Here is a 14,308-nt window from a genome sequence, read left to right on the forward strand (position 1 = left end):
CGCGATTGTCGCAAGCCCGGGCGCGACTTGCTTTGCCAGATTGCAAGTAAACGTATGTGGCGGTCGGAATGCGACAGCTGTCGCCTGAAAGGGCGGGCAAGACGGTCGCCCAAATGATGCCGCCATCGAGGGCCTCCGGCAGCGGGCTGTAAGCGCCGGGCCACGGACTTGTGGATGCTCGTGTGACAGGCTTCACGGCGTCAGCCGCGCGGGCGGCATAAAGCCAGCAGCGGCGTGATGGCTGGCACAGCAGCACTTTCACCCCCCTGCCTACACTGATTCAGCCAAGTGTTTGCACTGGGTTCTGAGGAGTGGGCAGTAGTGGCGTGGATGTTGTCGGTCCGGTGGTGGGGGCTGCGTCTTTGGGCGGGTTTGGCGCTGGGCTGCGTGTGTGCAGCCTCAGCTTGGGCTGATTCGGCGCCGCCGGAACATTGGCAGGCACGGCTGGAGCAGGTCAACGAGATGAGCCGCTTCCAGGTGGACACGACTTTGGCCAGCCAGCTGCTGGATGAGGCCCAGGGCCCGCTGGCGGGCTCGCCTCTGCGCCTGTGGGCGCTGCAAATGGCCCTGCGCATGAGCCCCGACGCGCAGCAGGAGGTGATCTGGCAGCGGGTGCAGCAGCAGCTTCAGGCGATGCAGCAGCAAGGCGACCCGGGCCAGCGCGCCGCAGCGCTGTGGGTGCAGCCCTGCTTGCAGATGGCGGCGGCGTACTTGAAGGCGTTTCAGGTCACGGACGTGGTGGACGCGTGGATGCCCGGTCTGGATGCGCCTGTGCCGCCGGGTGTGCCCAACCAGGTGCGCTGGCAATGCTTGATTTGGCAAGCCGGAGCCAACGGCGATTTGCGCCGCATGGGCGCGAGTGCGCGCGTCTTGACGCAAGCCATTTCTTTGGCGCGCACCATGGGGTCGGACTGGCGGGAGCTGTTGAGCATCAACACCTTGAGCAAAACCTATCGGCAGACCGAGATGTATGACCAAGCCCGCCGCGTCTCGGACCAAGCCCTGGCCCACTACCAGCGCCGCCCCCAGGTGGCCGGGCGGGTGGTGCTGGAAATGTTGAATTTCAGGGCGCGGGCATACGGCGATCAGCCCGGGGGCGCGACGCAAGAGCATTTGGCCATTGCCGTTGCAGCCCAGGAGGAGGCGGTGGCGCTGGCACGGCGCTTCAATCATCCTTACGCTTTGACTTGGGGGATGGGCAACCTCGCGTCGTTGCGCCTGCAGCAACACGACCCGTCAGAGGCCCTGCGCTTGGCCCAAGAGGCGCTGGCCCATGCCAAGTCCTTGGGCCCCCTGGCGGCCACGGCTGACTATGGCGCTGTTATCGCCGTCCTGGAGTCCACGATGGGCCGGGCCTGGCTGCTGCTGGGGCACTTTGACGTGGGCATGGCCGCCATCGCGCGGGCGCAGCGCCTCATGTCTGAATGCTGTGCGGACAGCTTGGAGCTGCGGCTCGACATGGCGGGCGATCTGGCCCAAACCTTGGCGCAGACCGAGCACTGGCGCGAAGCCGTGCGTTTTCAGCAGCAGTACATTGATCTCGACGACCGCAGCCAGCGCGGCCGCACGAACAAGGCCGCCATGATCCAAATGGCCGAGCTGCAAGCCCAGGAGCGCACCGAGCAGATGCAGCGCCTGCAACTTGAGCAGCAGGCCATGGAGGCGTCGACGCGGCAGCAGCAGCGCAACACGCAGGTCTATGCCGTCATGGGTGGCGTGTGTCTGCTGCTCTTGCCCTTGCTGGGCCTGGCGGCTTGGCGGCTGCGGCGGCTGCGCGAGGCGCTGTCGGCGATGAATGCCGAGCTCAAAGACCTCAGCGAGCGCGATGTGCTGACGGGCTTGCCCAACCGCCGCGGCGTGCTGGCCACTGAGCCCGGCCAGCGCCTGCAAAGCGCCCAGGCACTGGGCCTGGTGGCGTTGCTGGATTTGGACCACTTCAAGCGGGTCAACGACAGCTGGGGGCATGCGGCGGGCGACGAGGTGCTGCGCACAGTGGCACAGCGCCTGCGCGCCGCGCTGCCGCCGCAGGCTGTGCTGGGGCGTTGGGGTGGCGAGGAGCTGTTGCTGCTGGTGCCCGATGTGGATGCGCAGCAGGCCAGCGCGCTGGCGCTGGAGGTGCTGCAGGCCTGTGCGTGCCGTCCCGTGGTGTGGGGCGAACATGCGCTCAGCCAAAGCCTCAGCATGGGCTATGTGGTGCTGAGCGCGCCTGCCCCGCAGCAAGGGCTGGATGAGTTGCTGGCGCATTGCGACAAGGCCCTCTACGCGGCCAAAGCCAATGGCCGCAACCAAGCGCAGGGCCAGCACTGGACGGCAGCCTCGCCAGAGGGGGCTCCGCTGTGGCAGGTCTTGCCGGTGCAGGTGGGGCCCGTGAGCCTGGTGTCTGAGGGGAGCCAGCCATGACGCTTTGGCGGCTGCTGCCGTATGCGCTGGTTTTGGTGGGTGAGGTCTGGGCAGCGGGGCAGGCCGATGCAATGCACCACGTCAATGTGGTCGCCCCTGACCCGGACATCGTGAGCGTGCCGTCGCCGCAGCCGCCACCGCGTCACGAGCTGCCCACACATCGCCAACATCGACATGCGACGGACGCCCTGTGGGAGCTGCTTCTGCGCGACAACGAGTCTGCGCAGTTCCGCCGCGCAGCCCTGGAATCTTTGGAGCGCGGCCTCACGCACGAACAGCGTCGCGCGATGGATGCAGACCTCACCCTGGCGCATGCCGTTGTTTCGCAGGACCGCACGGTGGACCTGCGCGGGCTGAGCCCTGGCCGCGCCATGCTGGTGCAGTACCACTGGGCAGACTCAAGGGCGTTGGCCGCCGACAAGCTCCATCAAGCCCTGCGGCTTTTGGAGCCCGGCTGCGAGCCGCTGCAGGCGCCGTCTTGTGATGCGCGCGCTTTTTGGTGGGCGCTGTATTTGAGCACCGACGCCTTGTCCAAGCATGGGGCCTACTCGGATCTGCTGCAAGCACAACGCTTGGCTTTTGATTTGGCGCATAAGGTGGGTGACATCACCATGGTGGCGCTGTCGGCGGGTGATTTGAGCGACACCCTCAGCAACCATGGCGAGCTGAAGTTGGCTCAGGCTTGGCTGGAGTTGGCGCGGCATTTCGGGCAAGGCTCTGCCTGGCTGCAAAAACAAATATGTGGCTATGAGACCCAAGCGCTTTGGAACGCTGGCCAGCTGCACCCCAGTTCCACGGCCCTGCAGTGCGTGCTGCGGGCCAGCCGTGAGGCCAAGGATGTGAGCTTGGAGTATTGGGCCACCCTGCGCTGGGTCTTCGTGCTACAGGCCCATGGTCAAGCAGCGCAGGCGTTGCGTGTGGCGGAGCAAGTTCGGCCGATGCAAGCCGACATGAAGCCCATCATGCAGGCGCGCATGTTGCACGCCGAGAGCCTGGCCTTGCTGAAACTGGGCCGCTATGCGCAGGCTGAACAAAACATGGCGCGCATGAGCGAGGTGTTTCCCTTGGCCGACGGCTTGCCGCCATGGCAAGCCATGCTGCATGAGCGTGCCGATGTGCTGGCCGCTATCGGGCGCTGGCGCCATGCCATGGCGGCCTTGCAGCAAGAGCGCGAAGTGGCCAGCCAGGTGGCGGCCAATGCCCGCGCGGCCACATTGCGTCAGTTGAAGGTGCGCTTTGATGCTGAGAGAGGGCGGGCGCAGCTGCAGCAGGCGCAGCGCGAGCACGCTGCGCAGCAAAGCCGCCTGGAGCAGGGGCGGCGCAGCCAGCAGTTGGTGCTGGGGATTGCTGTCGTGCTGGGGGTGATGTTGGTGCTGGGCCTGGTGCTGCTGGTGCTCATGCGGCGCAGCGCGGCCGGCTTGCGTGCCCGTGAAGCCCAGTTGCGCCGTGCCAGCGAGCGCGACACGCTCACGGGGCTGTCCAACCGGCGGCACTTCTACACCCAGATGCAGCAACAGGGTCCGGCGGCCGCGGGGGCTGTCTACATGGTGGATATTGACCAGTTCAAGTGCATCAACGATCGCCTGGGTCATGCCTGTGGAGACACCGTCATCGCCACGGTGGCCCAGCGCTTGCAGCAGTGCGTGCGTGAAGGGGATTTGGTGGCGCGCTGGGGGGGCGAGGAGTTCGTGCTGTGGGTGCGCGAGCTCACCCAAGCCGATGCCGCCGCTTTTGGCGAGCGCTTGTTGCTGGCGGTGTGCCAACAGCCTGTGCAGGTGGCGCAGGGCGAGTTGCCGGTTGGTGTGTCCGTGGGCTTTGTGGCGCAAGGCTGGTGCTCGGCGCAGCCCGACTGGGAGCGCGCGCTGAACTGGGCCGATCTGGCCTTGTATGTGGCCAAACATCGGGGGAGGGGGCGCGCCGTGGGGGTGCAGCGCGTCGAGGCCTCGAACTTGGAACAACTCGATGCGCTGTGCCAGGAATTTGAAGCGGCATGCCAGCGTGGCGTGGTGCAGCTGCGCGAGCTTCTACCCGAAGCGCCAGCGCCCAGCGCCCCACATCGACGCCTGGCAGTGGCTTATCCCCCCCAATGAAGTGCCTCCACTTAGGGGGAAATGCCAACACAGCGAGTGCACAGTGTGAGTTTGTTCACCGACCATGTCGACCGGTGAGCGCCTGTAACTTTTATCCTGTCGTTCAGTCTCACCCCGCATCAAAGTTGTGATCAAGGCGCGCCCACTTGTGGGTCGCCCTGTGGTGCTTGGGGCAGGGCGGGTCGCTTAGGGAGCCAGTATGTTCAATCGCCACTGCAGCACGAATCGTGGTTTTACTCTGATCGAGTTGTTGATTGCCATCGCCATTGCGGCGATCTTGGCGGCGGTGGCTTTGCCGTCTTATCAGGACTACATCCGGCGCACCCGCGTGACCGAGGCCCTGAACAATATGAGCCAGGCCCGGGTCATGCTCGAACAGTACTTCCAGGACCGCCAACGCTATGCCGACACAGACGGCAATTGCGGCAAGTCCATCGAGAGCGACAAGTTCTTCACCTACCAGTGTGAGTCCCAGCAAGAAGGCCTGGGCTACACGATCACTGCCACCGGGGTGGACGACACGGTGGTGGCTGGGCATGAATACAGCGTCAACCAGTCCAACGAACGTCACACCTCGCTGTTCAAGAACGAGTCGACCGACAAGGCCTGCTGGTTGGTGCGCAATGTCGAAGAGTGCTAAATGCTGAGCAACTCCCCCCTATCCCCCAGGCCTATTCCCTCGCGGCACCGAGGGCGAGGCTTCAGCCTGATCGAGATGCTGGTCAGCTTTGTGGTGCTGACGCTGTTCGTGGTGATGGGGGTGCCGACCATGAACGAAGCCATGCGCAATGCCGAAGTGCGCAACGCCGCCGAGTCGCTCTACAACGGCTTGCTGCGCGCGCGCACCGAGGCCATACGGCTCAACCGTAAGGTGTCGTTCTATACCGTGACGGCCAACGATAAGGGCGTTCTCGACAGCTCCTGCAAGCTCTCCAGCAAGTCTGCAGCGTGGGTCATTACCGTAGATCAGGGCAAGGGTTCCAATGGTCCTGCCGGGGACTGCGGCGCTTCCCCAGATGAAAGTGCTTCGCCCTACATCATTGCCAAATGGGCCCCCAACGATGGGGCCATCCATGCAGTGGTGCAGGTCAAAGAACGGGACTGCGCCACCGACGCCACCGACGTTCACACCACCTTCGATGGCTTTGGCCGCGTGGGCCGCAATGCTTCGCCCCCCATGTGCTATGTCGTGACACACGCTAACGGCGCCGATGCCGCACGGCCCCTGCACGTGCGCATCCGTGGCAGCAGCGTGAGTTTGTGCGATCCCGACCAGGATCTTCCCGCAGGAGATCCTCGCCGCTGCCCAGCCTTTGCTGCGGGAACCGAGGACGACTCATGAAGCAATCCCGCACCCGCTTGCGCCGCCCCACAAGGGGCGTGATGTTGTTGGATGTGCTGACCGCGCTGGTGGTGTTCTCCATCGGGGTGGTGGGCTTGATGGCCTTGCATGTGACCATGACGCGGGCCATCGCGGGCTCTCACTACCGCATGACGGCGGCTCTGCTGGCTGATGACCTGATCGGCATCATGTGGGCCAACGTGCCCAAGCTCGGCAATATGGACACGGCCGAAGACTGCGAAAAAAAGCCGCTGTGCAAGCACTGGAAAGAAAAGGTCCAGGTGCTGCTGCCCAACGGGCGCAGCGACATCGACCTCAGGTCCAAGGCCGGCCATGTGGTGATCAGTATCTACTGGACCGTGCCCGGTGAAGGCAAGCAAACCTACAGCACGGCGGCCTACGTAAAGCGATGAAACAGCCCCCAATCTCCATCCCACTGATGCAGCGCGGCGTCACCTTGGTCGAGTTGATGGTGGCCATGGTGCTGGCCTTGGTGGTGGCTTTGGTGATCGCCCAGGCAGGCACGATGTGGGAGGGCACCAAGCGCAGCACCACAGCGCTGGGCTCGGGCACGGTGTCGGCCGCCCTGGCGCTGACGGCCATCCAGCGCGATATTGGGCAAAGCGGCTATGGCGTGATGATGAGCGGTGCGGCCGGTTGCTGGGCTCAGGCCCAGGCCCGCAACGGTGACATCGAGCGCTTTCAGCTCGCACCCATCCTGATCACCCGCGGCGACAACGGCTCGCCCGACCGCATCCGCATCCTGGTCACCGACACCACCAACTTCGCCACGCCCATGGGCACGGCGCAAGACCATCACAGTGACGACAGCGTATTCCATATGCAAGAAGGCGTGAGCTTTGGTGCGCGCCGTGGCGACTTGATGTTGGCCGTGCCCAAGTCAGGCTGCAGCTCCGACTTGGAATTCCCCACCAGTGACGCCATCACGGCCACGGTGTTCAATTTGTCCGAAGCCCCCAGTGAAGGCAAGCTCACCCACGAAGAGGGTGACTTCGGCCCCTGGAACCACAACGGCAAGGACACCCTGTTCCCAGACATCAACGGCAAGGGCCTGAACTACGAGGCCGGGCACCACATCTACAACCTCGGGCGGCCTGAGTCGCGCCTGGGTGTGCCGCTCTATCGCGAGTACTACTTGGCCAACGATGCCGACGGCATTCCCACCCGGTTGGTGATGCGCACGGTCACCGCCACGGGCTCGGTCGCCAGCGCCAGTGTGGCTGCTGGTGGCAACAACCTTTCGGTGGCCAAGATCACCAGCCGCGTGGACCAGCTCGCCACCAATGTGGTGCAACTCGCTGCGGTGTATGGGCGCGACACCTCCGATCCGCCCGACGGCATCGTGGACGAATGGGACTCCGACCGCCCCAACACGGCGCGGGGCTGGCAGCGTGTGCTGGCCGTTCGCCTGGCGGTGGTGGTGCGCAGCAACAAGCCTGAAAAAGAAGAGGTCACGGACGGCAAGCCCAGCACGGGTGGCGGGGATTGCACGGGAGCGCTGAGCACCACCAACTACCCCACCTGGAAGCCCAATGGCGTGGACACCCGCTGCCTGAACCTGGCGGGCGTGCCTGACTTCCGCCGCTACCGCTACCAGGTGTACGAGACCACCATTCCCATGCGCAACGTCCTCTGGCAGAACTGACCATGGCAAAGAACACCCCTCCCCTTGCCCGGCGCGTTACCCGCTCGATCGAGCGAGGCATGTCGCTGGTGTTCGCCCTGATCATGCTGGCGCTGATGTCGCTGGCGGCCGTGGCCATGATTCGCGCGGTGGACGACGGTGCGCAGGCCCTGGGCAATATGGCCATGAAAGAGATGACCATGCGCGCGGCCGACTTTGTCACCCAGCAGGCCGTCACTTGGTTGGAAGACAACGCCCAGGTGGCCGACACCATCAATGGCAAAGATAGCGTCAAGGGCTATTACGCCACCTACGACCCTGATTGGGCCAGCGTCGACTTCAACGGGTCTGATTCCGATTTAACCGCCCGCATCGACTGGGACGAGACCGGCTGCCCGGGCTTTGGCGGCACTTGCCTGACGCCCAGCGACGAGATCGTCATCAACGACTTGGTCAAGTTCGACCGCAACATCCCCGTCAAAGGCCGCTATGTGGTGCTGCGGCTGTGCAGCGACTCGCGCCCCCAAGACTCGGGCACCCAATGCGCACGCGTGCCCCTCAGCGACGAAGACCTGGCCACCGACAGGGGCGAACTCAACGCGGCCAACCCCCGTCGGCTCTCGGCGGTGAACCCCAAGGTCTACTACCGCATCATTGTCCGCAGCCAAGGCCCACGCAACAGCGTGACCTACACCGAGGCGCTGGTCCATTTCTGAGCATGAAGGCAACGCCATGACCACCCCTACCACTGCGAGCCGCAGTACCTGGCCACGCGCCTTGGTGTTGAGTTTGAGTGCCCTGGCGGGCGTCGTGTTGGCCGCCACCGTGGCTCTGGACGACGCCCCCGTGCTGTCTGGCCCTGGCGGGCTGGCGCTGAGCAACATCCAGCCCATGCGGCTGGGCTCCAACCTGATGATCGTGCCCAGCTCTGACATCGCCAAAGCCACGGGCGATCTCAAAGCCTACGAGTTGGCCTACGACACCGACAAGCAGCTCGGTGAGCAGAACCTTAGCAACGAAGAATGGAGTGCCGCCACCAAGCTCAATGCCAACACCAGCCGCTCGGTGTATTTCAATGACGGCGGCACGCTCAAAAAATTCACCTATGCCAATCTGTCGGCCACGCAGCGCAGTTATTTCGAAAATCGCTGCACCGGTGGCGGCGGCGGGGATACCTTGTCGCAGTGCGCCGCCCGTTCCTCCTTGACCAATACTGCCCGCAACAATGCCGACGAGGGCGATCGCATGGTCGATTACCTGGCGGGTGCGCGGAACAACGAAATGTCTTCCAGCGTGCAGGCGCGCCAGCTCTACCGCACGCGCACCTCGCTGCTGGGGGACTTCGGCAACACGGCCCCGGTTTTTGTCGGTCAGCCGCAGATGCCCTACACGCAGCAGTCCTACCAGGACTTCAAAGACAAGGTCAATGACCGCACCAAGGTGGTCTATGCGGCGACCAACGACGGCATGCTGCATGCATTTCGCGCCACCGGCAGCAATGCGGGCGAGGAGCTGTGGGCCTTTGTGCCCACGGGGGTGATGCCCGAGCTCTGGCGCTTGGCCGATGAGAACTACCTCAGCCAGCGCCGCGCCTATGTGGATGCCACGCCGGTCGTGGGCGACATCTACGACACCGCCGCCAAGTCATGGAAGACCATCTTGGTGGGCGGCCTGGGCAAAGGTGGGCGCAGCTACTACGCGCTGGATATCACCGATCCCGAGTCGCCCAAAGTGCTGTGGGAAACCTCCGGCAGCGAGTTTGACAACCTGGGCTACACCTACGGCAACCCTGTCATTGCCCGCAACAGCGCAGGCAGCTGGGTGGTGATGTTCAGCTCAGGCTACAACAACGTCTCCCCTGGTGACGGCAAGGGCTATCTCTTTGTGCTGCGCGCCAGTAACGGCAACCTGATGGACACCATCGGCAACGACTGCGGCTCCACAGCCACGCCCTGCAATGTGGGCCGCATCAACGCCTGGGTGGACTCGCAAGCCGACAACCGCGCCTCTCGCGTGTATGCCGGTGACCTGACCGGGCGTGTCTGGCGCTTCGACTACGACGACCAGATCGGTAGCAACGGCAAGGACGCCACGCTGATTGGCCGCGCCACCGATGCCAACGGCGATGGGCAGCCCATCACTGCCAAGCCCTTGCTGATGCAGATCTATGAGGACGACAAAAGCTATGCCGTGGTGGTGGTCAGCACCGGCAAGCTACTGGCCAACGGCGACCGCTCTGACACACAGATGCAAAGCATCTATGCCATCAAGGACGATCTGGGTAGCGGCACGACCGACAACCTGCGTGACTCCGGCGCCGACATGGTCAAGCAAACCATGTCCGCCAGTCGCGAAATCAACAGCCCCACCCAGTTCAACTGGGCCAAAAAGCGCGGTTGGTATGTGGACCTGTCCGGCACCTCCGGCGAGCGCGCTGTGATCGACCCCCTGGCCGTGCAGCGCGGGCGCTTTGCCGTGATCAGCGTGGTGCCCAGCCAAACCCAGTCCTACCTGTACGTGTTCAATTTGCTCACGGGCGGTACCGATATATCGGTTGACCTGGGCAACCGCAATGTCGTGTCCATGAACCTGGTGCTGGACCGTGCCAACGACTTGCCCTCGGGCGACGACAACTACCGCCTCATCATCCTCGACAGCAAGGGCCAAGTGACGGTCAAGTCCGTGGGCAAGCGCGAGTTGGTGGTTGGAAAGAACGCCAAGCGCGTGGCGTTTCGGGAGTTGACGGACTGACTGGGGTCGGGGGCCTCTCCCGCAAGGGAAGAGGGGAACACCATTTGGACTTCACCTGAACACCCCTCTCCCTTCATGGGAGAGGGGCCGGGGGAGAGGGCGCGCTGCCCCCCCACCCTCACCACACCTCACACCGCTGCCCCTGGGGCTTGACCAGCTTGTCCCCGGCCTTGCAGCCAAAGGCTTTTTGGAACTCCGGCATGTTCACCACCACACCGTTGATGCGGTAGCGGCCCGGTGAGTGGGGGTTGGTCTTGGCGTGCAGCCGCTCGGCCTCGGGGCGGGCGTGGTTGCAGTCCCACTGCGCAAAGCCCACAAAGAAGCGCTGCTCTGGCGTGAGCCCGTCTTGCGCCTGCGGGGCCTTGCCCTGGGCGCTGAGCTCGGCCACCTGCGCCTGCCAGGCGGCCCAGGCCAGCACCAGGCCGCCCAGGTCTGCCAAGTCCTCGCCCAGGGTGAGCTGGCTGTTGATCTTGATGTCGTCCACCACCGTGTACTGGGCGTATTGCTGCGTCACGCAGGCGGCGCGCTGCTTGAAAGTCTTGGCGTCGCGGGGCTGCCACCAGTCGCGCAGATTGCCCTGGCCGTCGAACTGGCGACCCTCGTCGTCGAAGGCGTGCACCAGCTCGTGCCCGATGGTGCCGCCGGTGTTGCCGTAGTTGGGCGCGTCGTCCATGCGCGGGTCGTACAGCGGCGGCAGCAAAACCCCGGCGGGGAAGTTGATGTCGTTCATCTGCGGGTCGTAATAGGCGTTGACGGTTTGCGGCGTCATGGACCACTCGCCACGCTCCAGCGGCTTGCCGATCTTGGCCAGATTGCGGCGCAGCTCAAAGGCCTGGCCGCGCGCCACATTGCCCTGGAAGTCGGTGCGCCGCACTTCGTAGCCGCTGTAGTCGCGCCAGCGCTCGGGGTAGCCCACCTTGTTGGTCACGGCGTGCAGCTTTTGCAGCGCGCGCTCTTTGGTCTGTGGGCTCATCCAGCTCAGGGCCTGGATGCGCTGGGCCATGGCGGTTTCGATCTGTTCGGTCATGCGCTGGGTGGCGGCCTTCATCTCGGGCGTGAAGTTGCGTGCCACGAACTCCTGCCCCAGGTCCTCGCCCAGCTGCTGGTCCACCAGGGCCACGCATTGCGCCCAGCGCGGCTTGGGCTCGGGCGTGCCGGTGAGGGTCTTGCCGTAGAAGGCAAAGTTCTCTTTCGCCAAGTCTGGGCCCAGCACCGCGGCCTGGCTGGACAGCAGCTGCCAGCGCAGGTAGGCACGCAGCGTGCTCAGCGGCGTGCGCTGCCAGACTTGATTGAGCGCGCGCACGAAGGCAGGCTCGCTGACGTTGAACTGCGCCTGCGCTGCCAGGCCCAGGCCTTGCTGGTAGGCGGTCCAGTCAAAACCCGGAGTGAGCGCGGCCAGCGCGGCAGCGTCGTGGGGGTTGTGCGAACGCTTGGGGTCGCGCCGCTGCACGGGCGAGAGGCTGGCGCGGGCCAGGCGTGTTTCCAGCGCCAGGATGTCGCGTGCGGCTTGCTTGGCCTCACTCTCAGGCGTGCCGCCGAGCTGCAGCAGGCGCGCCACATGGGCCACAAAGGCCTGACGCAGCTGGCGCGCGCGCGCGTCGGCGTCCAGGTAGTAGGAGCGCTCGGGCAGGCTCAGGCCGCCCGCACCCACGGCGGCGATGACGCGCGAGGCGTCAGCAAAGTCCTGTGCCGCGCCGAAGGTAAAGAAAAAGCGCGGGTTGTCGTGCGTCAGGTGCAGCTCGGCCAGCAAGGCGGGCAGCTCGCGGCGGTCTTGCAAGCCGGCAATGCGTTGCAGCAGGGGCTGCACGGGCTGCAGCGCGGCGCGCGCCACGGCCTCTTCGTCCATGCAAGCGGCAAAGTAGTCGCCAATGCGCGCCTGCGAGGGGCTGCGTTGCGTGGCGCTTGCAAGGTCTTGCAAGATGCCCCAGAGGTGGCGCTGGTTGTCGCGTGCAAGCTTGGCGTACACCGACCAGAAGGACTCCTCCGCGGGAATGGGGTTGCGCGCCATCCAGCCGCCACAGGCGTATTGGTAGAGGTCGTCGCAGGGTTTGGCGCTGCGGTCCATGGCCTGCACATCCAGGCTGGGTGTGTAGGGCAGGGTGGCCAAGGGCTGGTCGGCCACAGCGGCCTGGGTGAACAAGGCCGCGGCCAGAGCCACGGGGCACAGCGCCAGGGTGCGGGGTTGGGTCATGCAAGCCTCAAGAAGGGGGGAAATTCAGCCGGGCAATATACGTGCCCGCCTGCTTGAGGGGGTGGCAGTAGCTCACGCGCTGGGCCCTCTAATCAAGGGTGCAGGCTTGGCATTGGGGATAATCCCCAGCCGTTCCCACACGCTGTTGCTACCCCGACCATGCCAAGCCCTTCAACCCCTTTGCTCATGCTGCTTGCCGCCGCTCTGGCCGGTTGCGCCAGCTGGGGTGAAAAACCCGGCGAGGAAGGGCAGGGCAAGCATTCGGTCTACCAGCAAGAGCGCTTTCAGGCCGACGAAACCTTCTCGCGCCTCTTCGATGCGGGCGTGGCCGAAACCTGCGAGGCCGCGCGCCGCGCGCTGCTGAGCCAGGGCTACGACATCACCGAAGCCAAGCCCGACAAGATCAAAGGCGTGAAGCGCTTCCAGCCCGAGGGCGAGGTGCATGTGGAGATTGGCTTCACCGTGGTGTGCGTGCCCGAGGGCAGCCAGCAGCGCGTGGCCACGGCTTTTGTCTCGGCGCTTCAAGATCGCTATGTGGTGAAGAAAAGCACCAACTCCACCAGCCTGGGCGTGAGCGCCATTGGCTCCATCTCGCTGCCCACCTCCTCGTCCATGGAGTCGCTGGTGAAAGTGGGCTCCGAGACCATACCCGCAGGCCGCTTCTACGACCGCTTCTTCAGCCTCATGCAGCGCATGCTGCAAGAGCAGGGCGAAGCGGGCTCAGACAAGGGCTGAGCCCGGCGGCGCGCACTCAGCGGCCGGCCTGGATCTGGTCGAAGATGCCGCCGTCGTCAAAGTGCGTCTTCTGCGCCTGGCGCCAGTTGCCCGCCACCTGCTCCAGCGTGAAGAGCTGGGTCTGGGCAAACTGCTTGGCCCAGCGTGCGGCCACCTGGGGGTCGCGCGGGCGGTAGTAGTGGCGGGCCGCCAGCTCTTGCGCCTGCGGGGTGTAGAGGAAGTTCACATAGGCCTCGGCCAGGCGGCGCGTGCCCTTTTTGTCCACCACCTTGTCCACCACGGCCACGGGCGGTTCGGCCAGGATGCTGCTGCGCGGCGTGACGATTTCAAAGCGCCCCGCCCCCAGCTCTTTCACGGCCAGATGGGCTTCGTTTTCCCAGGAAATCAGCACATCGCCAATGCCGCGCTCCACAAAGGTTGTCAGCGAGCCGCGTGCGCCCGTGTCCAGCACCTTGGTGTTGGCGTAGACGCGTTTGACGAACTCGCGCGCCGAGGCTGGCGTGCCGCCGCTTTGGCGCAGGGCAAAGCCCCAGGCCGCCATGTAGTTCCAGCGCGCGCCGCCGCTGGTCTTGGGGTTGGGGGTGACCACGCCCACGCCGCTGCGCGCCAGATCGGCCCAGTCCCGGATGTTTTTGGGGTTGCCCTTGCGCACCAGAAACACAATGGTGGAGGTGAAGGGCGTGGCGTTGTGCGGCAGGCGCTTTTGCCAGTCCGCGGCCAGCAGCTGGCGGCGCTGGTTGAGCACATCGATGTCGTAGGCCAGGGCCAGCGTCACCACGTCGGCCTCCAGCCCGTCGATGACCGAGCGCGCCTGCTTGCCCGAGCCGCCGTGAGACTGGCGCACGGTCGCCGTCTGGCCACTCTGGGTCTTCCAGTAGGGCACAAAGGCTTTGTTGATGTCTTGGTAGAGCTCGCGCGTGGGGTCGTACGAGACGTTGAGCAGCGTGTTTTGAGCCCAGGCGGAGCTGGCCCACAACGAGGTGGCCAGCAAACTGGCCCACAGGGCATGGCGACGGGTGCGAGTGAACATGGAAAAGGCGGGGGCGTTGCGCGCAGCGTTGTAGGAGGCGAAGGGGCGCATTTTTCTGGCAATGCGCCCCTGAGTCCTCAAACAAATCGTTGTTTGCTTATGCCCCCGCCACGGGGGCCGTTTG

11 protein-coding genes are annotated in these 14,308 nt (G+C 65.0%); 9 read left to right on the top strand and 2 right to left on the bottom strand.

Going from position 1 to position 14,308, the window contains the following annotated elements; all coding sequences use genetic code 11:
• The first annotated feature begins 462 nt into the window (after window positions 1-462).
• The 8 genes from ACG0Z6_RS06145 (at window position 463) to ACG0Z6_RS06180 (ending at window position 10,228) form a co-directional block, all read left to right on the top strand.
• Window positions 463-2,400 (top strand): sensor domain-containing diguanylate cyclase, encoded by a 1,938-nt coding sequence (locus ACG0Z6_RS06145; protein WP_394459532.1) that lies wholly within the window; start codon window positions 463-465, stop codon window positions 2,398-2,400.
• A complete protein-coding gene (locus ACG0Z6_RS06150; RefSeq protein WP_394459534.1) occupies window positions 2,397-4,490 on the top strand; it encodes a diguanylate cyclase domain-containing protein in 2,094 nt (697 codons plus the stop codon). Before ACG0Z6_RS06145 ends, ACG0Z6_RS06150 begins: the two co-directional genes overlap by 4 nt.
• Before the next feature lie 199 nt (window positions 4,491-4,689).
• Window positions 4,690-5,130 carry a type IV pilin protein gene (locus tag ACG0Z6_RS06155; protein ID WP_394459536.1) on the top strand — a complete coding sequence of 147 codons (441 nt, stop codon included), beginning with the start codon at window positions 4,690-4,692 and terminating at the stop codon, window positions 5,128-5,130.
• Complete coding sequence (locus tag ACG0Z6_RS06160) at window positions 5,131-5,832, top strand: pilus assembly FimT family protein (RefSeq protein ID WP_394459538.1); 702 nt, start codon at window positions 5,131-5,133, stop codon at window positions 5,830-5,832. It abuts the gene before it with no gap.
• Window positions 5,829-6,245, top strand: a complete 417-nt coding sequence (locus ACG0Z6_RS06165; protein WP_394459541.1) for a type IV pilus modification PilV family protein — start codon at window positions 5,829-5,831, stop codon at window positions 6,243-6,245. Before ACG0Z6_RS06160 ends, ACG0Z6_RS06165 begins: the two co-directional genes overlap by 4 nt.
• Window positions 6,242-7,498 carry a PilW family protein gene (locus tag ACG0Z6_RS06170; RefSeq protein WP_394459543.1) on the top strand — a complete coding sequence of 419 codons (1,257 nt, stop codon included), beginning with the start codon at window positions 6,242-6,244 and terminating at the stop codon, window positions 7,496-7,498. The genes ACG0Z6_RS06165 and ACG0Z6_RS06170 overlap by 4 nt, the downstream gene beginning before the upstream one ends.
• Before the next feature lie 2 nt (window positions 7,499-7,500).
• On the top strand, window positions 7,501-8,193 hold the full coding sequence (locus ACG0Z6_RS06175) for a pilus assembly PilX family protein (protein ID WP_394459545.1): 693 nt from the start codon (window positions 7,501-7,503) through the stop codon (window positions 8,191-8,193).
• A gap of 16 nt (window positions 8,194-8,209) precedes the next feature.
• Window positions 8,210-10,228: a pilus assembly protein gene (locus tag ACG0Z6_RS06180; protein ID WP_394459547.1), complete on the top strand. Its 2,019-nt coding sequence runs from the start codon at window positions 8,210-8,212 to the stop codon at window positions 10,226-10,228.
• Window positions 10,229-10,346: 118 nt separating this feature from the next.
• Here ACG0Z6_RS06180 and ACG0Z6_RS06185 read toward each other — a convergent pair whose 3' ends face one another.
• Entirely contained in the window at window positions 10,347-12,419 is a 2,073-nt protein-coding gene (locus tag ACG0Z6_RS06185) for a M13 family metallopeptidase (protein WP_394459549.1), read from the bottom strand.
• Window positions 12,420-12,605: 186 nt separating this feature from the next.
• On the opposite strand from ACG0Z6_RS06185, the gene ACG0Z6_RS06190 reads away from it, so the two are divergent.
• Window positions 12,606-13,154, top strand: a complete 549-nt coding sequence (locus tag ACG0Z6_RS06190) for a DUF2242 domain-containing protein (RefSeq protein ID WP_394459551.1) — start codon at window positions 12,606-12,608, stop codon at window positions 13,152-13,154.
• Window positions 13,155-13,170: 16 nt separating this feature from the next.
• Here the strand turns inward: ACG0Z6_RS06190 and ACG0Z6_RS06195 are convergent, their stop codons facing one another.
• Entirely contained in the window at window positions 13,171-14,184 is a 1,014-nt protein-coding gene (locus tag ACG0Z6_RS06195; protein ID WP_394459553.1) for a sulfate ABC transporter substrate-binding protein, read from the bottom strand.
• Window positions 14,185-14,308: the final 124 nt, after the last annotated feature.

The sequence above is a fragment of the Roseateles rivi genome (assembly GCF_043555845.1).
Lineage (GTDB): Bacteria > Pseudomonadota > Gammaproteobacteria > Burkholderiales > Burkholderiaceae_C > Roseateles > Roseateles rivi.